Genomic DNA, 20,292 nt, shown 5'->3' with positions numbered 1-20,292 from the left:
AATATCATGATCACTATAATTGGAAATCAAAAAGGCGGGGTTGGGAAAAGTACGCTGACCGTATTAGCCGCCAACTACCTCACCATTGCCATGGAATGGCCCGCTACCATTATCGATATGGACTACCAGCAGTCCATATCCCAGAAATTTGAAAAAGCGAAAGTGCTGGAAAACGAGGAGCCTTATCAGGTCACACCGGCAACATTGGACAGCTACCCGATCTTAAAAAATGTGCTTGCACGGGACCCTAAACATGCGATACTGATCGACCTGCCCGGGAAGTTGGACGATGATGGGCTCATCCCGGTATTCCTTTCTGCTGACCTGGTCATCTGTCCGTTCGCTTATGATGAGTTCACCTTCGAATCGACCGTTCTGTTTGCCGTTGTCCTTAGGAAGGTCAATCCCAAAGCCGAGCTGGTCTTTGTTCCCAACCGGATCAAGGCTACCGCAAAATTCGAGACAATGGGGGAGGTGAATGCCCAGCTCTCGAAGTTCGGCAGGATAATGCCTGCGATTGCCGACCGGGTCGACTTCCAGAGGATCACTACATTTTATACACCCGTCTCTATCGCACCGGTCGTTCAACCGGTATTTGAGGAGATATTTTCAGCACACTTATGGAACAAATGAGATCCCTCGCTGACGAGATCAGACAGGAACTGGCTAAAAGCACACCCGGAAAACCTCCTTCGAAGACAAAGCAAGGGAATACAGGGCCAGGTAACAACAAGAAGGCCAGTGAGAAGACGCCGGAGATCTTACAGGCCATGCTGGATTATGATAACAGCATGAACAAGCACATGGTGCATGTGCGATTCGACAAGCAAACCGTGGCGCTACTCAATAAGTTCAAGATGGCGACCGATGTGGATCTCACCCGCTTTGTGGCCTTCGCTGTCAAACACCTGGTGGATAATTATCCTGACATCAGGGCTATCATCAAACAATTCATTCAAAACTCAGATCACTTATGACATGGATCAAATTTATATTATGGTTACTGGGCGGTTATGCCATTTATTATGCTGCCCTCATCCTTTGGGACCAGCTGCACCGCAGGCCCATCGCTGGCGATGACACCGCCAATGAGCTTACCTTCATTGAGCATATACGACCTGCGGTCGCCATGCCGGATGTTGCTGCACCACTTCCACCATCGCCCATCGTGGCCTCCGGAGGGGTGAGTCTGAAGGACACCTTCAATCTTGCCAGGGAAGAGGTGGTCGAATATATCAGGGCGGTAAGTTTCTGACCATGCCCGTCCTTTTCTTGCTGTTGTTGGTCTGCTGCTTTGGGCAGACCATGGCACAGCCGGGTATTGCGGAGATGCAACAGGCCAGGCAGGACTTTACCTCCAGTTTTTTTTCGGTGTTTGATCTTTCCCTGGTGATCGCCGGAATATTGGGCATCACCGGTGCTGTCAAGATCTACCATAACTGGCAAATGGGAAAGCATCACATCGAATCAGATGTGTCCGGCTGGTTCTTCGCCGCCCTGTTCATGGTTTTGGCCGGTGCATTTATCAGAGCGTTGTTCGGGATCTGAACGTTCATGACTTTAAATAATAGGCTTTCGAACCCGGAAGCTTTAAAAGTTCCCCGTCTTACTTCACATTAAAGTATTCTTTTCTTTTCAGAAAGACTTTTGAACCAGCCCCGCTCCGTGGAGCTTGAGGGGCATTCCAATTGCGGCGTCGCTTGTGATCTGTTCGCCGCATACTCACCGCATGTTGTGCCGTTCGTGCCAACGCTAAAAGATCTCCGTCCGGAATCTTTTTCTCCATTTTAATGTCTCAACAGCTTAAAAAATTATGGGCGTTCGTTGCCCTGCTTACGCTTTGCATACCGGCCGCAATGGCCCAAAGCGGTGTCAACGGTTTGAACACCGCCACCTCAACGCTGAAAACCTATGTTGACCCGGTCACCAATATTACCCTGGTCATCGGTGGTATCGTCGGTATCGTCGGCGCTATCCGTGTCTACTCCAAGTGGAATAGCGGAGATCAGGATGTCAACAAAGAGTTGATGGGCTGGGGCGGATCCTGCGTGTTCCTGGTCGTTTCCGCATTGGTAATCAAATCTTTCTTCGGTCTTTAATTATGGCCAGGCAGTTCGCCGTTTACAAGGGGCTTCAAAAGCCCCTTGTTTTTAAAGGCTTCAAAGGCAAATATATCTACTGGGGCTTAGCTTCTGTACTTGCAGGCCTGGTCTTTGGCGCATTGACGATGTCTTTGGTGAACATGTGGCTCGGTGCCCTCATCCTCGTCGGCTTCATGGTCGGCGGCCTGCTCTATACTGCCTCGAAACAAAAAGGCGGGCTCTACAGCAAAGCCCGGTCCCCCAACATCTATATCCTGAATCACTATGGGCGCAAAAACTTTGTTTAATGTTCCGTACGCCGGCATTGATAAGGGAAATGACCTCGACCTGCTGATTGGCCTCAATGGCGAGGTTTCCGTGGTCCTTGAGATCATCAATCCGGTGGTGCGTTTCTCCGCTTTCCCGGCGGGTTATGACGAATTTCATCACCTGCTGACCGGGATCATTAAGGTCCTCGGCGACGGGTACATCCTGCAAAAGCAGGATGTCATCAGCAGGACACCCTTTGAACCACAGCCCGCCAATGAATATCTGCAACAGAAGTACAATCAACACTTTGCAGGCAGGGACAGGCTGGCCGTCAGCACGTACCTGACCATAACCAGGCAGATCAGGAAAGGCACCTTCTACGTCTACGATGCAAGAGTGCTTTCTGAGTTCCGGCAAGCAGTGGCCAAGGTGATGGAATTGCTGCCCGGCTCGCGGGATCTCAAGGAAGCTGAGCTAGATCACCTGGTGCTCCAATTTCTGAGCATGACGTTCGGGGATGCGACCACGCCGCTGAATAATCTCGCGCCGACGGATACGGAGATCAGGATGGGGGAAAGGTCCGTGCGTAGCATCAGCCTAGTCAATATTGACCGGATAGACCTTCCGCCAAGCATATCGACCCATATCGAATTGAATGATAAGGATAGCATTCGGGGTTTCCCGGTGGATCTGCTATCGTTTCTATTCCGGGTACCTGGCTGCGATGCGGTCGTTTATAATCAACTGGTAGAGATCCCGAACCAAACGATGACCCTGCGCAAACTCGAGCAAAAAAAGAAGCGGCATGCGGGTATACCCGATCCCGCTAACCAGTTATGCGTTGAAGATATCGATCTTTTGCTGAATGATGTGGCCCGCGAAAATCAGTTGCTGGTCAATTGTCACTTCAATATTCTCGTATGTGCACGACACGAAGTATTGCCCAAGGCATGCAATTTTATTGATAGTGCATTATTTCAGCTGGGGATCATCCCGAGCCGGAACGCTTATAATCAGCTGGAACTGTTCCGCAGCGCTTTACCCGGTAATGGCGGTGAACTCAAAATTTACGACTGGTTCCTGACCACAGCCGATGCCGCGCTCTGCTTCTTCTTTAAAGAATCGCTGCCAAAGGATGAACCGTCCGATTTTCTGCTGCGCTTCACCGACCGGCAAGGTATACCCGTAGGTATGGATCCTGCCGATCTGCCCATGAGAACAGGCCGGATCAATAACCGGAACAAGTTCGTGCTCGGTCCCAGCGGTTCCGGGAAAAGCTTTTTTATGAATGCCCTGATAGAACAGTACATGCTCTATAATATGGATATGGTCATTGTCGATACCGGCCATTCCTATTCGGGACTTTGTGCGTACTACCAGGGAAAATATATCACCTACTCCGACCAAAGCCCGATCACGATGAATCCATTTCAGCTAACGGAAGGAGAGTATAATATCGAGAAGAAAGATTTCCTGACCACGCTGATCGGCTTGCTCTGGAAAGGAAGTGACGGATCACTCAGCCAGGTAGAACGAGATGTGATCAGTAACGTCATCAGTTCTTATTACAGCCAGTATTTTAGCCAACGGCCTTTCCCGGGTTTGACCAGGGAAAAGCGCTGGGAAGTTCATCGCCGGGTCTTTCGGTCGATGGGCGAAGATCAGGATTCCAAACATCTACATGAGCCCGGCACGGATAACTTTCCCTCAGAACTGGTCTGGCCTGAGTTAAGGGATGCCGATGAGGTGTTGATCGATGCGCTGGAACTTCCTGCATCTCAAAACGGTAATACGTTCTTTTCTGTCTTTCGCTTTAAATATCTCCAGGCGTTACGCGAGGAAGAACATGCCGAGCAGGAACGTTTTGAAAAAGATCATATCCGCCGGTTGGATTTTAACTCTTTCTATGACTTCGCGCTGCAGCGCATGCCCGATATCAGGAAAAACGAAGGGATCCAGTTCGACCTTGATGAGTTTCGCTATGTATTGAAGAAGTTCTACAGGGGGGGCGAGTTCGAACCGATCCTTAATCAACAGGCCGACCATTCGCTATTTACAGAACGCTTTATTGTATTCGAGATAGATTCGATCAAAGGTGCGCACGTAATGGCTGCATAATAAATATACCCATGGCAGGGTATTAGGCCAGTGTTCAAAGGGCCTATCATCCGTCGGCTTATCCGTGAGGGAAACCAAATATCGGGGAGTGTAGCATGCCGACAGCATCTATAAGTTGGCCAGTTATCAGGCCACGACTGAATAGCGGATGAGAAAACAGATATAAGGATAAAATCCATACTGATTGAATGATAACCTGAGCGGCTCCTCGTTGTATCTGTGACGTAAGATAACTGAACTCGTCATACTGTGATACTCTTTTTCCATTCCTTGAGGAGGGAGAGCAAGAACAAATCACAGCGCAATTGCAATATGCAATAAAGGGTGGACATCATATCCGACAATCTGTTGCGCCATAGTTATTACGCAGCTAAACGTGGATTACCTAAGTCAGAACGCCGCTGGCGCGGCTATCGAGCGTAGGCTCTTGAATATCTGATATGGTAACGGAGCTTCCGTAGTAGTCCGAGCAAGGGAAAGCCTTGTACATGGCGAAGGGAAGCAGCTAATATTTATTAATACCTATTTAGGAAAATGTGAGAGACATTATGAGAAATCCAGAAAAAGTATTAATCAGTCTAACAGCGCATAGCAAACTTTCAGATTATAAGTTTGAAAGGCTCTATCGTATCCTTTTCAATGAGGAAATGTATTACGTGGCGTATCAAAATATTAATGCGAAGCCAGGTAATATGACTAATGGCACAGACAGTCAAACTATCGACGAAATGAGCCTTTCCCGAATTGAGAAACTAATTGAAGCTATCAGAAATGAAAGCTATCAGCCACGTCCTTCAAGGAGGACTTATATACCGAAGAAAAACGGTAAAAAGCGTCCTTTAGGGATACCAGTATTCGATGATAAGCTGGTGCAGGAGGTAATCAGGATGATACTTGAAGCTATTTATGAGGGAAGCTTTGAGCATACCTCTCATGGTTTCAGACCTCAAAGGAGTTGCCATACTGCGCTAATGCAAATCAGCAAATCTTTCAACGGAGCCAAATGGTTCATTGAGGGCGACATTAAAGGGTTCTTTGATAACATCAATCACGATGTTCTGATCAATATCCTGCAAGAACGCATCTCCGACGAACGTTTTATCAGGCTCATCAGGAAGTTTCTGAATGCTGGCTACATGGAAGATTGGGTATATCACAAGACATACAGCGGAACGCCGCAAGGTGGTATCGTTAGTCCGATACTGGCTAATATCTACCTTGACAGGTTGGACAAGTATGTTAAAGACTATATCAACCGCTTCGATTTGGGTGAAGGGCGTACCCCGAGCAGGGAACGCAATCAATTGGAATACGATAAGCGAATTGCTACGCAAATGCTTAAAGCCGAAGATGATGCTACCGACAGGAAACTGATAGGCAGGCGCATTAAGGAAATTGATAGAAAAAGAGCATTGATACCCAGTTGCGACGAGATGGACGCGGGCTACAAAAGACTCAAATATGTCAGGTACGCAGATGACTTTTTAATTGGCGTAATCGGTAGTTTGGACGATTGTAAGCGAATCAAACAGGATATTTCAAACTTCCTGAACGAACAGTTACAGCTTACTTTATCGGACGAAAAAACGTTGATTACCCATACTGAGAAACCTGCAAGGTTCCTTTCATTTGATATTACTGTACGCAAATCCAACTTGACAAAAAGGAACGTTGAAGGCAAGATAAGGCGAGCATATCACAAAAAAGTGGTTCTCAAAATACCGCCTGATACGATAAAACAGAAGTTGCTCGACTACGATGTGTTAGAAATAAAACTACACAACGGGAAGGAGCAATGGAAACCAAAGCATCGGAAAGGATTGATATTCAACGATGACCTGGAAATCCTTAGCAAGTACAATGCAGAACTGATTGGCTTCTATAACTACTATTCAATTGCACTTAACGCCGGAACTGTCAATAACTTCAAGTACATCATGGAGTATAGTATGTACAAAACTTTTGCAGGTAAGTACAGGACTACTGTACCCAACATCTGTAGAAAGTACAAGAAAGACGGCGTGTTCACCGTAAGTTACACGAATACGAAGCGGCAACAGCGTTTTCGCACATTCTACAATGACGGTTTTAAGCGGAAAACAGAGGCCAAAGATGCCTTCTTTGACAAGCTTCCCAATTACTATCACGCAAAAATGAGAACAAGCCTGATTGACAGGCTGAAAGCTCGCAATTGCGAATTATGCGGGGAGACGAGTGAACTGGAAATGCACCATGTCAGGAAACTGAAAGACGTCGCTAAGGGCAAAGACCCTTGGGAAGTTCACATGATTGCACGGAAAAGGAAAACGATGGCCGTATGCCATACTTGTCACATGAAGATACATCACGGTAAATAGACTGTGGATATTAGTGGAGAGCCGTATACGCTGAGAGGTGTACGTACGGTTCGGAGGCGAGTGCTGGGAAACCTAAGATAGTAATATTAAAAGGCGCCCGGTGCTTAGCCCTACAGCACAAGATCCTTTTTCCGATCGTGACGCTGATCATTATGGATGTGTTCATCCAAAAAATGCGTTATCGCAGCGGTTTCCGAAAGGCACTTGTCGTTGAAGAAGCCTGGAAGGCCATCGCCAGCCCACTTATGGCCGGGTATCTACTCTACCTGTACAAGACCGTTCGTAAATTCTGGGGTGAAGCGATCGTCGTCACTCAGGAGCTTGGCGATATCATCGGGAATTCGGTGGTCAAAGACAGTATCATCAATAACTCCGATACGGTGTGCCTGCTGGATCAAACGAAGTTCAAAGACAATTACCAAGAGATCGCCGCCTTACTATCCATTAACGAGACGGAGCGAAGGAAGATCTTTACGATCAACCAGCTTGATAATGCAGAAGGTCGTGGGCGCTTCAAGGAGGTCTACATTCGCCGCGGTGCTGTAGGAGAGGTCTATGGCGTAGAGGTCTCACTCCAACAATACCTCACTTACACGACAGAGAAACCGGAGAAATCTGCGGTAGAAGCTTATACCAGCCGCTACGGTTCTTACGCTGACGGGCTCGATGCCTTCATCAGCGACCTTACAGACAGTGGAAAAACCCTGCCTGCCTTTATCAGGGATGTTAATCAATCACACGATAAATGAAAAACCTATCGATCCTTTTTTTTGTGATCTCATTTATCCGGCCTGTTCTCGCCCAGGAATTGGTCGTCGATCCGGTCGTCTCGGGTGCGATCGCCATTAATTCAGCCACGATCAACGGGCAACTGAACACGACCAATAACCGGCTCGATCTTATTCAAAAAGGTCAGCTGGCCGTTAGCGGTCAGTTGGTACTGGTCAATAACCTGCAAAACAGGATCTACCATGGTCTATCCCAATTATCAGCAGTGATCAATAACTTGTCGACCATCAAAGAGATCGCCGAATGTGGCATGGACATCGTCAAAGATGTTGAATCTTCCGTGCAACTGGCTCGCTCGAATCCGGCATTGCTGCTGTTCGCAGAACGCGGCGCCCGCGATTTTCAACAGCGGGCTAACATGCTGGCCGCTGAGGTCAGTGCTTTTGTGTTGAAGAGCGGAAGCGACAACCTGATGGACTCCGGCGAGCGGGGCAAACTGTTGAATCACATAGCGACACACATGCGCATCCTTCGCGGCATCGCTTACGGAATGAACCACGCCATGTACTGGGCAAAGATCAATGGCATCTTTCGTTCCCTGAACCCTTGGGCGACCTGGCAGAACCAGGATGTTCGGATCGCCGGTGAGGTTCTCGCCAATTCTAAATACCTTAAGCCATGAAAAAACTGATCTTTCTCTTTTTACTTTCTGCCCACTTACTGACGGCATCCGCCCAGACCAAAATGATCAATATACCTGCATTGCATCAACTTGTCAGGCAGTCGGAGACCGAGTACGACCGGCAAAATACCGCAAAGAACCGGCAGGCGCTCGTTACGACCAATGAACAGGCCAACACCACCTTACTGGACAGGACCAAGAAGGTATACCGTACGCTACAGCAACGGTATAATACACTTGGCACGTTGGTGTCGGTCGCCGGGATCGGTCTGTACGGGAGACCGATGGTCGACCGTATCATCTCGAACCAGGAGCAGATCGTTAGCATGGTGCACAGAAACCCGGCTCTGGTCGCGATGGGATATGAGTCTCAGCTCCAGTTCGCCGACCAGGGAAAAGATCTGGTCACTTTTCTGGCAGGACTTTGTCTTTCGGCCGATAATGTCAACCAGATGAAAGCTTCGGACCGGAAAGTGCTGTTCGATCATGCACTTGCCGAGCTAAGTCACCTGCAAGACCTTTCGAATAAGATGTTGAGCCTCATGCAATACAGTAGCCTGAGTTCGGTACTGCGTTCTGCGAATCCATTCCAGAATTACGTCGACATGGATGTTGCGATCGGCAAAGAGATCATTCAAAATGCAAAATATCTGAAATGAGATCTATCCTGTACCTCCTGTTGATGTTGTCGGCTACAGTAGCCACAGCACAATCCATCGTCGTCGACCCGCAGCACTTATTGTCTGTCACGCAAAACGCAGTTGTGCGAAGCAGTGCCGAGTCAACACACGCCAATTACCTCGGAAAGATCAATGATAACCTCAATGATCTCAATACCAATATGGCATCGGTTGTGATCGCTCAGAACATGATCTATAACGCGCTGGCGAACGTCAATTCCGCATTAAAGAATGGTCTTGCCGTCCGCAACATCGCCACGATCATCGGGGATATGCAACACTATATCGGTGAATCGGTCAAAATGGCTCGTGACGAGCCTTACCTCCTTGTTTTTACAGAGGGTATCTCCGAACATATGCGCACCCGGGCTGTGACTTTGGCCAATGACGTATCCGGTTTTATTTTGAAAGAAGGGGACAATATGCTGGCTGATTTCAACGCCCGGGATCAGCTGTTGCGACGGGTAACGCAGCAATTGCAGATCCTCAGCAGCCTGGCCTACGGGGGTTGGAAGGCCATGTATTGGGCGAAGGAACGCGGTGTGATCCGTAGTCTCAATCCCTTTGCCGGGTTCATTGATCAGGACCGCGCCGCAGTGGAGCGGATCCTTCTTAACGCTAAATATCTTAAACCATGAAGAATTTTTTGATCCTGAGTATCATCCTGGTGCCCCTGTTGCGCATTTGCTACGCCCAACGCGTGGTTCGTGATGAAGCAGTGACTTACCAGCAGCAGCGAATGGTCTATCAGCAATGGGACAAAAATAAGTTTTCGCCGAAGCCTGGCTTTTTAAGCCTCAACCCTTACTACTGGCTGACCTGGGGATTGTTCCACCCCAATTATCACAAGACAGACCGCCGCCCGCTGAGCGCGACGGGACCCCAAACGCAACGTTTGGCGATGGTCGCGTCCATGAAAACGATAGATGACCGCTATAAACTACATAGCGATACAGTTCGTAACACTGCATTGGCAGAGATCGCTAACCAAAGCGGCACGATAACCGGTGTTGACCCCTTATGGCAACTCTACTATAAAAGGCAGCTCGATCCGGTACTGAACTATTCTCCTTCCTCCATCCTTGCAGGTTTGTCACCTCAGGTAAGCGGTAAGCTGATCAGCGAAGGGCTTTACGACTGGTACCGAAATGAACTGGAAATACTCCGCGAAAGGGTGAACGCCGCCCACACGACGGATATGGATCGGGGTGCAAGGATCATGGCCTACCACCGTCTGTTCCTGGAATATCGAAAACTGGCGGGAGTATGGTCTATTCGAACCTCCTCGGCGCAGTCGACCATTCGGATGACAGCGCAGCAACAACGCTTAAAGACCGGTACTATCGCAGTTCCGGCATGGACGCCGGGATCGGACGTCCAGATCGCCCGTAATGTTTTAGCACACGTACAATGAGAAAGGTCATTCACCTTATTAAGTTCTTTGTATTCGCATTGCTGGCAGCCAGTTCATCCGTGGCGTCGGCCCAGACCGCGAATGATAACCACACCAAGACCCTTGAATTCTTACAAGGCGATGGGGTGTACGAGACCGGCGTAATGGTCTTCCTGAAAGGCCTTAAAGAATCCGTTTGGTCCCATTTTGACCTGTTCATCACGGATGCGAAAGCTTTGTCCGCGATCTTTATGATCATCTTTTTTGCGATCAAATCCTACGAGATGATGGTAGGCGATAAAAAGCTCGAGGTTATGCCGCTCCTTCGCCCTTTCGGGCTTTCTATGATCATTCTCTGGTGGGGCGTTTTCGTTAAAATGGTAGCTTTTCCTACAGACCTCGTCGCTGCTAAAACCGAGGAGATGTTCAACAGCCAGCAGCAATTGGTCAACAACCTCCGGCTGAACCGCGCCGACCTGATGATCAAAGTTGCTAATTCCTTGTACACCTTCCAGGCGCAGGCAGAAGTGGCCGAAAAAGAAAGTGACACCTGGTACGGGCAGGCCTGGGATTCGGTGACCAGTACCGTAAAAGAGGGTATCAGTACGGTGATCTCACCGCTTCTGGAATTAAAAGCAAGACTGACCGTAGGTATCCAACTTCTTCTTACGCAAGCGATCGAGTTGGTCGGGATCTGGATATTACGGCTCGCTGTCTATATCATTTTTATGCTTCAGATCATTTACTCCACGATACTCATTATCCTCGGCCCGTTCGCTGTGGCAGCAAGTATACTCCCGGCATTCCGTGACAGCTTCAGTACATGGGTTGCCCGTTTCATTTCCGTGAACTTGTACTCAGGTATCGCCTTTCTCATCATGTACCTCTGCGGCCTGATGCAGGAATACGCGCTGAGCTCGGAGATCAGTAAATACAAGGAGCTGGTCGGGGAGGATGGCCTGGCAGCCAACATGGAAAAAATGGCCGTATTTGCAGGTAATGGAATACTCTCTTTCGGTACCGTAGTTATCGTATTCCTGATCGGCGCGATCTGCATGTTCACCGTGCCAAGTATATCGACCTGGATCATTTCCACTTCGGGGATAAGTTCTGCGGCGTCCACTTTTGGCCGTAGCGCCGGGACAGTATGGGGTAGTGCTAAAAAGGCTGCCGGAAGCATGCTCTGATCACGAATAGACGTACGATACCTCTATTCGCATTTCACGATGGCCACCTTTCGTTAAGGTGGCCTTTTTTATTAAAAACTTCATGATCATCAAGAACATCGAAGCCAAGATCAGGCTTGCGACCATGATCGCTATGGGGAGCTTGCTGACCTCGCTGGTCATCGTGGCGATCCACAGCATATTCGCTTACCGGGCCGTGTCTTCCGCTCAAAAGAGTATTTATATTCTGGATGGCGGGATACCCATGCTCGCCAGGCAGACCGATGTGGAAATGAACCGTCCCGCTGAATACCGGGCGCATGTGAATCTTTTCCACTCGCTATTCTTCTCCCTCACGCCGGACGATAATTACATGGAATACCAGATGAAGAAAGCCATGTATCTCATAGACGAATCCGGTATGAAACAATACAACGATCTAAAGGAAAAAGGCTTTTTTAACTCCATTCTTTCGTCGAGTTCGGTACTCACCCTCCAGACCGACTCGGTCATTCTCCTGCCCGAACGGCGATACTTCCGGTATTATGGTAAACTGAAGATCGATCGCCGGAGTGCGATGGTCGTACGTTCACTCGTGACGGAGGGCTATCTCAAAGATATTCCCCGTAGCGACAATAATCCACATGGCGTGCTGATCACCGGGTGGAAGACCCTCGAAAATAAAGACCTGCAAGATGTGGCGAAAAATACATTCTGAGCGGGATCCGAGGGATACCCTATTCGCTGAGCTCAACCGCGAATTTGGCGCATACGCCAACCGGGTCGGCTTTTATATAAAGGCATTCTTTGATAAAAGTCCTAAAGCGACCTTCGGAATAATGGCAGCCGTGATGTTGATCTCTGCTGCGCTTTCCTTTACCATCTTTCGCTCCCGTTCGACTCCTTCACATGTCAACGTAGCTGGGACGGCCGCTCCCGTAAGCAGCGGTTTCGATGAGCTGTTGCAGGCGACCGGAAGGATCCGCGAAACGCTTCATCTAAAAAGGCTCGTCGATAGCCTAAGTAATAAAAAGGAGCTCACCTCAAATGACAGCACAGCGCTGATCCATGCACTAGACAGGCTTCAGCAGCTCAACAAACATTAACAGATCAATATGAACATCAATTTCAAACAGCCCAAATATGTGCTGCCCCTGATCTTGCTGCCCTTTCTTTGTTTTTTCTTTTACATATGGAAAAGCGGCTTTGAAAAACCACCTCGGGAAGTGGCAGAGACGGCAGCACTCAAAAGCAGTGTCGGCGAGGTCTCAGCCGACGTTCGGAAAAGGCAGTTGGCAGATAAGCTTGATGCCTACCGAAATACCTACAAGGATGCCGATGGTACGAGCGCCGTCAATACGATACCCGCTGAGCTTTCGGTGGACCCTCCGGTCCGGAATTACAGAAAGGGGAGCACCGATGCTTCTTCGGCAGGAATTGGCAATACCCCAGGCGGCGGAATGCAGCCAAAGTACAATGACCGTTTAGCTGATCAGCAAATGATCAGGGCGATCGAGGAAATGAACAAGCCCAGGACGGCCCAGCCTGCCAGGCCCGAACCTCAAGGGCGTGCAGAACCGGATCCGATGGCCGTTTTCAAACAGCAAATGGCTTACATGGATAGTGTCGGCAAAGCGAATGACCCCGCTTACAAGGAACAATTGCAAAGGAAAGAAGCCTCCGACAGGCTGGCTGCTATCAAAGCCGCAGAGGTCACGCTTCCGGTATCAAAAGAAACTAAACCGGCGGGATCTTTCAACACGATTCTCCCGCAGGAACATGCTCCGTTCATCAACGCAGCGGTAGATGAGGATATCACCGGTTATGCCGGGTCTCGTATCCGTCTCAAACTGCTCGAGACGGTTCGAGCCGGTCAGTTCACGATCGTTAAAGGTTCGTACATCTATGCGGAGATCAGCGGTTTTACAGGACAACGGGTAACTCTGACCGTAAGATCCATACTCAGTGAAGGCAAGATACTGCCGGTCAAGTTGCAGGTTTATGACCTTGACGGGATGGCAGGTCTCTATGTGCCCGCTTCCGCATTTCGTGAGTTTACGCGCGATTTGGGCAGTAACTCGGTTCAGGGTGTTACCCTTGATGGTAGCTCGGGCAATAGCCAGTTCCTGATGAGTACCGCCGGTAAACTCTTTCAGTCCACTTCCTCAGCTATCGCCGATCTGATCCGGAAAAATAAGGCGAAGCTCAAATACAATTCTTATGTGTACCTCATCGATACCGATGAATTACAAAAAAACCAGCAAAAATATTAATATGAAACAGTTCATTTATTGGCTTTCGGTGGCTTTCCTGATCACAGGTATCTCCTTGCGTTCACTTGCCCAAAATAGTATGCCCGTCGCTTACCTGCCTGACAGTGCGACGATCCATTTTATCTCGCCGCAACCGGTACAATATGTCGACATCTCCAGTAACGCGCTGGAAGGTGATCTGCCGCTAAAGAATATTGCCCGCATCAAACGGAGGAATGGCGCTGCTTCGTTCCAGGGTTCAGTGATCACGATAGTCGGCGAAAATTTTGTAGCTCAATATCGTTTACTCCCAGGTCCGGCAAACTCCCCCGCAAGCGTATTAATTCAGCCCGGGGATACACAACCACTGGACATTAGCGGTATCGGTCTGACACAGGGACAATTAAAAGCGGTCTCACTCCGGATACTGGCGGCCAAGCCATATGGCAAGGTGGCTAAGGAGAAAGTCTTTGGCCTGGTCGGAAAGGTCAATAATATATATACGATCGATGATTATATTTTTTTGAACATCAGCTACCGCAATAAGACGAACCTGCGATTCGATATCGAAGATCTTACCTTCAAGGTCGACGATCGTAAGGTCACCAAAGCCTCTAACGTTCAGTCCGTTGAACTTAAGCCGATCTTCACCTTGCTTCAGGTACCGGCTTTTGGGAAGACCTACCGCAATGTATTCGTGCTCAAAAAAATGTCTTTCCCCGGAAATAAGGTCTTAAAGATAGTGCTCAGCGAGAAGCAACTTTCCGGGCGAGTGGTCACTTTGAAACTCGATTACAAAGATCTTTTGTCCGCGGATCCCCTACCAGATTAAATGTTGCGCTATGACCGATACCCTTGCTTATGACTACGTCAAGCAGGTACTCGAGGAAGAGTTTCTGGAGACCTACCTGCGTTATTCCAACAACGGAATATTGCATTATGAACTGACCAATATCCTCGAACTGTGCGAGCCTCTGATGAAGGGGTTGGACGAGGATGACCGCTTCCTCCGTTATGAGGTGATCGGGACCATCGCTGACTACATACTTGACCTTTGATATGGCATTCAATCCCGTCAGGCAGATGGCAGAGAACCTCGCCGCCATTCGCATTGCATTGGATCTTAACGGGCGAAAGCCCGATGATGCAGAACTGGAACAATTGAAACGTTTCGCAGGCTTTGGAGGATTAAAGGCGGTCTTGTACCCGCCGGGCGAGATCAGCGGCTGGCAAGCCATGAAGGCCTCTCAGGCAGATCTCAAATTATATCCTGCTATATTGGAACTGCACCGCATACTGAAAGAGCATTTCGAAGACGCCGAATATAAAACGGTCGTCGATTCTATCAGGAATAGCACGACCACCGCTTTTTTTACCCCACCGCTTATTCCTTCCCTGATCTATGATGCGATGTCCGCCGCTGGGGTCAGCCCAAGGCACCTATATGAACCCAGTGCGGGTGCAGGTGTATTCATTGACGAAGCGCTGAAAGCATTTCCTGATATACAGGCCGTTACTGCGGTTGAAAAAGAACTGCTGACCGGGAAGGTACTGGCTGGTATATGTTCGGCTTTTGAGAGACCTGTAGAGGTTCAGGTCAAAAAGCTGGAAGATACACCGGCCCATGAAAAAGGCAGGGCCGACCTCGTGATCAGCAACATTCCTTTTGGGAACGTTCAGGTTTATGACCCTGCTTATCACAAAAGCGGGATCACTGCTAAAGTACACAATTATTTTTTTGCCAAAGGGCTCGACAAGATCGCTGATGGGGGAGTACTCGCTTATCTGGTGTCTGGTGCGTTCTTGAATAATCCCTCTAATGCCATGGCCAGGAAATTCCTGTTCACATCGGCAGATCTGCTTTGCGTTGCTGCACTACCGTCAAATCTGATGAAAAGCAATGCCAACGTCGAGGTCGGCACGCACCTGATCCTGATGCAGAAGAACGATACGAAGGATGCTTTGCTGGCGGAGGAAGCGCTCCTGTTGGATACGGTCGAGCGTAGCAACCGATTTGGTAACTATACGCTCAACGCTTACATCGAAGCGCATCCGGAACTGTTGGTCGGCGATCAGATACGGGAAGGGACAGATCCTTACGGCGAAGCAGACCAGGTGATCTGGCAATCCAGTGAGATGGAGGCGATCCGTCCACGACTTCAACATATTCTTACAGAAGGGATGAAACGCCTTGACCGTCAGAAATGGCTCGCGATCACTTTCCCGGAACAAGGAACTCCAGCGGTACGCCGTTTCAGTTTTTTGCCGGTACCAGAGACCAAACCCTCCCAAGTAAGCGGACAGCTCGGATTATTCGAGACCGCCGAGGTTTTTTCCGGCAATCAGGCGACCGCCTATTTAGAGGATATCGATAAAGTTCAGGTCGACGAGACCTCTGCGAAACTGATCAGTACGATCAGGACGACGGCGCGGCCGCTGCATGACAGCATCGTGTTGCTGACCGCCCGCTCGAAGGTCAATAACCGGTACCTCTACAGGCTGTTCAGCAATGTCGCGGAACTAAGGCCTCCCGAAAAATGGATGACCGGCCAGACCCTGGGACAGGAGCTTCAGGCCCTTTCGGCGCAACTCAAGTTATATGCGTACGATTATCGGTATCAGGGAGACCAAAGTCTCGAACCGTCCTTTCGCCTGATGCTAGACAGGCCACAACCGTTTACCGCCATCAGGTCATTTTACGAGAAAGATACCTTGGTGCTGTTCAATGGAACGGTCGGCCTGATCGGAACGCCTGAACACGGGGAGGCTACTTTCGCCGCACTGGAGCCGCAGCCGGAAATGCCATTTTTTACGGAATACATCCGGCTTAGGGATGCGTACCTCGATCTGTTTGAACGGGAGGGCGCTTATAAGAAACCTTTTCCGGAACTTCGTCGTGAACTGAACCAGGCATACGAGGGTTTTATCGAACAGTTCGACCTCCTCAATCATCCTGCGAACCGGCAACGCGTATTGTCGGATGTGGCATTCGGTTTTCGCATGTTATCATCGGTCGAGGTTCGGGAAAATGATCGATTTGTGCGCTCAGATATCTTTCACGGACCTGTCTACCACCGTAGCGAGCGCGTAAAAACGGATGACCCTGCGGAAGCGCTGGCAATAAGTTTGAACGAACTGGGCAGGGTAGACCTGGCCCTGATCGCCGAATTGACGGGCCTGGATAATACCGCGGTCATCGTGGCTCTTGATCGCCAGATACTGTACAATCCCGGCGCGAACGATTGGGAAACCACCGACGCTTATCTGTCAGGGAACGTCGTCTCTAAACTGGCGGTTGCCGAGAATGCGGTAGCCGCTGACCCGGCCAATATTCAGTTAGCGAGGAGTCTCGTCGCCCTCAGGCGGGTACAGCCCGAGCGCATCCCATTCGACCCGCAGGACTTCAATCTCGGTGAACGCTGGGTGCCGATGGCTTATTATGAGCGATTTGCAAGCGCACTGTTCAAACAGGAAACAACCGTGACCTACTTTCCTTCCGTCGATACTTTCAAGGTCAAATATCCTAAAGGTAATACGATCACCGACCAGGAATTCGCCGTCGTACCAAAGGAAAGTCACACGATCCGCGGGCGTACCTTACTGGAGCATGCGCTTGAAAATACCAGCCCTCACATCACCTATTCCGTTAATGACGGCGACCGTGTGATCAAGGTGCCGGATACAGAGGCGATACAAAATGCGCACCGCAAGATCGAAACGATCCGCGCACGTTATCTGGATTGGTTGAATGATTTGCCCAACGAAGACAAGATCCAGTTAGAAAAGATCTACAACGATACGTTCAACTGTTATGTTCTGCGGGAATATGACGGTAGCCACCTGACCTTTCCCGGGCTGGATCTCCGGTCTCTTGGTGTTCCATCACTTTACGATTCGCAGCGAAATGCCGCCTGGCGGACCATTCAAAACATGGGCGCACTCATCGATCATGAGGTCGGACTGGGAAAAACGCTGATCATGATCATCGCCGCCATGGAGATGAAACGCCTTGGACTACTGCATAAACCGATGATCATCGCGCTCAAAGCCAATATTGAGCAGATCACCGAAACATTCCGGAAAGCCTATCCTAAAGCAAAACTCCTGGCACCGATGCCTGCCGATTTTGAACCGGCCAGGCGACAGCGGATATTCCAGGAGATCAAGGCCAATAATTGGGATTGTATTATCCTGACCCACGATCAATTTGGCAAGATACCGCAGTCCGAAGAAATTCAACGGGAGATCCTTTCTACTGAATTGAATAACACCGAAAAGGATCTGTATACCCTGCATGAACTTGGTGGTGAGATCAGCAGGGAGATGCTTAAAGGGCTGGAGATCCGCAAGCAGAATCTAGAGGCCAAACTCAACAGCGTTATCGACGCGATCAAAATTCGCAAGGATACGGGGATCAACTTTCAGGAAATGAATGTGGATCATTTATTCATTGACGAATCCCATAAGTTCAAGAACCTGACCTTTACCACACGGCACAGCCGGGTCTCCGGCCTGGGCAATACGGCAGGGAGCCAAAAGGCACTGAATATGCTTTTTGCCATCCGTACACTTCAGGAAAAGTTCGACAGGGATATGTGCGTCACCTTTCTTTCCGGAACACCTATCTCGAATAGTCTTACCGAACTCTACCTGATCTTTAAATACCTGCGTCCGAAAGAGCTCGAACGTCAGCGCATCTCCAACTTTGATGCTTGGGCAGCGGTCTTTGCCCGGAAAACGGTAGACTTCGAATTTTCCGTGACCAATGAGATCAAGGCGAAAGAACGGTTTCGTCACTTTATCAAGGTGCCCGAACTGGCCATGTTCTATAATCAGATCACGGACTACAAAACAGCGAAGCATATCAGCCTGGACAAACCGGAGCTCGAAGAGATCCTGGTCAATATACCGCCTACGCCCCAACAGCGGGATTTTATCAAAAGGTTGATGTTGTTCGCGAAGTCGGGGGATGCTACGCTGATCGGTCGCAGGCCATTGTCCCGTGATGAGGATAAAGGCCGGATGTTGATCGCGACCAACTATGCGAAAAAGATGGCGGTAGACATGCGGCTTATCAATGAGGACCGGTACGGTGACCACCCCGGGAATAAGGTCAATATCTGCGCGAGGAATGTTGCCGCGATCTATCAGGAAAGTTCGCCGCATAAGGGAACACAGATCATTTTCTGCGACATCGGCACGCCCAAGCCCGATGGCTTTAATGTATACGATGCGCTTCGCGAAAAGCTTGTCGTTGACCTGAAAATACCTGCGGAGCAAGTAGCCTTTATCCATCAGTGGGAAGGCAGCCGCCGGAAGGAACTCTTCAAGCGAATGAATGCCGGCGATATCCGAATTCTCCTCGGCAGTACTGAAAAGGCCGGAACCGGACTGAATGTACAAGCACGTATTGTTGCCATGCACCATCTCGATATACCTTGGAAGCCTTCCGAATTGGAACAGCGTGATGGGAGGGGTGCCAGGCAGGGCAATATCGTGGCGAGGGATTTTTATGGCAATAAGGTGCGCAACTACATCTATGCGGTCGAGCAATCGCTCGATAACTACAAGTTCAATCTGCTCAAGAACAAGCAGATATTCATCAATCAGATGAAGAACAATGAGCTTTCCCTCAGGACGATCGATGAGGGTGCGCTGGATGAACAAAGCGGCATGAATTTTTCGGAGTACATCGCTATTCTTTCCGGCGACACAACCCTGCTGGAAAAGACCAAGGTGGAGAAAAAGCTGGCTGAACTGGAAAGTTACCGGGCGGCACATCAGAAGGACGTGGCGCGGAGCCGATACCTGCTGGAAGACCTACGTAAGCGACACGCCAGTACCGTAGCGACCTTATCCATGGTCAAACAGGATGCTGAGAACTATACAGCACGCTTGGGTCACGAGCCGGATGGAGCGAAACTCAATCCCGTTAAGCTAATTGGTATGAACACAGCTGACCCGGCTGTGATCGGCCAAAAGCTGATCGAACTTTTTCAGCATTGGAATGGGACCGATAGTGACCGCGCTGAACATTTGCTTGGGGAACTTTACGGATTCGATCTTTATATCCGGCGCCAGTTACATGGACTGGAAAGCAATTCCGATAAGTTAGAGTTCGTCACCAGCCTCTATGCACAAAGCCGTCAAACCGGTATCAAATACTTACAGAATGGGGGCGCACCGAATATCGATAACCCGAAGGTTGCCGCGAGGTATTTTTTGAACAGTATCGACCGCGTAACCGGTATGCATGAAAAATATCACAAACAGTTGCTCGAGATCGAAGAACAAATTCCAGAGGTTGAGGTGTTGACCCAAAAACAATTTGACCGGGAGGATGATCTGGCAGGTCTCCGTATAGAACTTGAAAGGCTTGAACAGGTCATCACCAAGAACATCCAGGAACGCGAGAAACTGGAAAAAACGCCCGAACTCGACCTCCTGCCGGAATCAGAGGTAATATCTGTAACGGTTACCAGCCCGGAATTGGGACGATAGCGGTTTCAACGCTGCTTTATTTCAACTGCTTGCGGCCGCAGGCAGCCATTAAAACCTTAGTTC

At 49.4% G+C, this 20,292-nt stretch carries 19 protein-coding genes and 1 pseudogene; 19 read left to right on the top strand and 1 reads right to left on the bottom strand.

Features of this window, described 5'->3' with window-relative positions; all coding sequences use genetic code 11:
- Positions 1-6: 6 nt before the first annotated feature.
- Positions 7-633: a ParA family protein gene (locus tag ABDD95_RS12625; RefSeq protein WP_345947688.1), complete on the top strand. Its 627-nt coding sequence runs from the start codon at positions 7-9 to the stop codon at positions 631-633.
- On the top strand, positions 630-977 hold the full coding sequence (locus ABDD95_RS12620; RefSeq protein WP_345947687.1) for a hypothetical protein: 348 nt from the start codon (positions 630-632) through the stop codon (positions 975-977). The genes ABDD95_RS12625 and ABDD95_RS12620 overlap by 4 nt, the downstream gene beginning before the upstream one ends.
- A 23-nt stretch (positions 978-1,000) precedes the next feature.
- Here the strand turns inward: ABDD95_RS12620 and ABDD95_RS12615 are convergent, their stop codons facing one another.
- Entirely contained in the window at positions 1,001-1,312 is a 312-nt protein-coding gene (locus ABDD95_RS12615) for a hypothetical protein (RefSeq protein WP_345947686.1), read from the bottom strand.
- Here ABDD95_RS12615 and ABDD95_RS12610 point away from each other — a divergent pair.
- The 17 genes and pseudogenes from ABDD95_RS12610 to ABDD95_RS12530 all read left to right on the top strand — a co-directional run bounded on the left by ABDD95_RS12610 (position 1,306) and on the right by ABDD95_RS12530 (position 20,229).
- Entirely contained in the window at positions 1,306-1,548 is a 243-nt protein-coding gene (locus ABDD95_RS12610) for a DUF4134 family protein (RefSeq protein WP_345947685.1), read from the top strand. The two genes, ABDD95_RS12615 and ABDD95_RS12610, sit on opposite strands and share 7 nt — an antisense overlap.
- 242 nt (positions 1,549-1,790) lie before the next feature.
- Positions 1,791-2,099, top strand: coding sequence for a DUF4134 domain-containing protein (locus ABDD95_RS12605; RefSeq protein ID WP_345947684.1), 309 nt, complete (start codon positions 1,791-1,793; stop codon positions 2,097-2,099).
- A gap of 2 nt (positions 2,100-2,101) precedes the next feature.
- The gene (locus tag ABDD95_RS12600) at positions 2,102-2,389 is read left to right on the top strand and encodes a plasmid transfer protein (protein ID WP_345947683.1); all 288 of its coding nucleotides are present in this window, start codon (positions 2,102-2,104) and stop codon (positions 2,387-2,389) included.
- Positions 2,367-4,469: a DUF87 domain-containing protein gene (locus ABDD95_RS12595; RefSeq protein WP_345947682.1), complete on the top strand. Its 2,103-nt coding sequence runs from the start codon at positions 2,367-2,369 to the stop codon at positions 4,467-4,469. The genes ABDD95_RS12600 and ABDD95_RS12595 overlap by 23 nt, the downstream gene beginning before the upstream one ends.
- Positions 4,470-5,017: 548 nt before the next feature.
- Positions 5,018-6,826, top strand: a complete 1,809-nt coding sequence (locus ABDD95_RS12590) for a reverse transcriptase domain-containing protein (RefSeq protein WP_345947681.1) — start codon at positions 5,018-5,020, stop codon at positions 6,824-6,826.
- Between the two features lie 125 nt (positions 6,827-6,951).
- Positions 6,952-7,575, top strand: a pseudogene (locus ABDD95_RS12585) (conjugal transfer protein TraG); the annotation flags it as partial.
- Complete coding sequence (locus ABDD95_RS12580) at positions 7,572-8,237, top strand: hypothetical protein (protein WP_345947680.1); 666 nt, start codon at positions 7,572-7,574, stop codon at positions 8,235-8,237. The pseudogene ABDD95_RS12585 and the gene ABDD95_RS12580, both read left to right, overlap by 4 nt.
- Positions 8,234-8,896 (top strand): hypothetical protein, encoded by a 663-nt coding sequence (locus ABDD95_RS12575; protein WP_345947679.1) that lies wholly within the window; start codon positions 8,234-8,236, stop codon positions 8,894-8,896. The genes ABDD95_RS12580 and ABDD95_RS12575 overlap by 4 nt, the downstream gene beginning before the upstream one ends.
- Entirely contained in the window at positions 8,893-9,555 is a 663-nt protein-coding gene (locus tag ABDD95_RS12570; RefSeq protein ID WP_345947678.1) for a hypothetical protein, read from the top strand. The genes ABDD95_RS12575 and ABDD95_RS12570 overlap by 4 nt, the downstream gene beginning before the upstream one ends.
- Complete coding sequence (locus ABDD95_RS12565; RefSeq protein ID WP_345947677.1) at positions 9,552-10,331, top strand: hypothetical protein; 780 nt, start codon at positions 9,552-9,554, stop codon at positions 10,329-10,331. Before ABDD95_RS12570 ends, ABDD95_RS12565 begins: the two co-directional genes overlap by 4 nt.
- A complete protein-coding gene (locus tag ABDD95_RS12560) occupies positions 10,328-11,497 on the top strand; it encodes a plasmid transfer protein (protein WP_345947676.1) in 1,170 nt (389 codons plus the stop codon). The genes ABDD95_RS12565 and ABDD95_RS12560 overlap by 4 nt, the downstream gene beginning before the upstream one ends.
- Positions 11,498-11,579: 82 nt before the next feature.
- Complete coding sequence (gene traK, locus ABDD95_RS12555) at positions 11,580-12,194, top strand: conjugative transposon protein TraK (RefSeq protein WP_345947675.1); 615 nt, start codon at positions 11,580-11,582, stop codon at positions 12,192-12,194.
- Positions 12,172-12,582: a hypothetical protein gene (locus ABDD95_RS12550; protein WP_345947674.1), complete on the top strand. Its 411-nt coding sequence runs from the start codon at positions 12,172-12,174 to the stop codon at positions 12,580-12,582. The genes traK and ABDD95_RS12550 overlap by 23 nt, the downstream gene beginning before the upstream one ends.
- Positions 12,583-12,591: 9 nt before the next feature.
- Positions 12,592-13,749: a conjugative transposon protein TraM gene (locus tag ABDD95_RS12545; RefSeq protein ID WP_345947673.1), complete on the top strand. Its 1,158-nt coding sequence runs from the start codon at positions 12,592-12,594 to the stop codon at positions 13,747-13,749.
- A gap of 1 nt (position 13,750) precedes the next feature.
- Entirely contained in the window at positions 13,751-14,560 is an 810-nt protein-coding gene (locus tag ABDD95_RS12540) for a DUF4138 domain-containing protein (RefSeq protein WP_345947672.1), read from the top strand.
- Positions 14,561-14,570: 10 nt separating this feature from the next.
- Positions 14,571-14,786 carry a hypothetical protein gene (locus ABDD95_RS12535; RefSeq protein WP_345947671.1) on the top strand — a complete coding sequence of 72 codons (216 nt, stop codon included), beginning with the start codon at positions 14,571-14,573 and terminating at the stop codon, positions 14,784-14,786.
- 1 nt (position 14,787) lies between these two features.
- The gene (locus ABDD95_RS12530) at positions 14,788-20,229 is read left to right on the top strand and encodes a helicase-related protein (protein WP_345947670.1); all 5,442 of its coding nucleotides are present in this window, start codon (positions 14,788-14,790) and stop codon (positions 20,227-20,229) included.
- The last annotated feature ends 63 nt before the right edge of the window (positions 20,230-20,292 follow it).

The organism is Mucilaginibacter sp. PAMB04274, assembly GCF_039634385.2.
GTDB lineage: Bacteria > Bacteroidota > Bacteroidia > Sphingobacteriales > Sphingobacteriaceae > Mucilaginibacter.
This window is presented reverse-complemented; position numbering and strand designations above follow the sequence as displayed.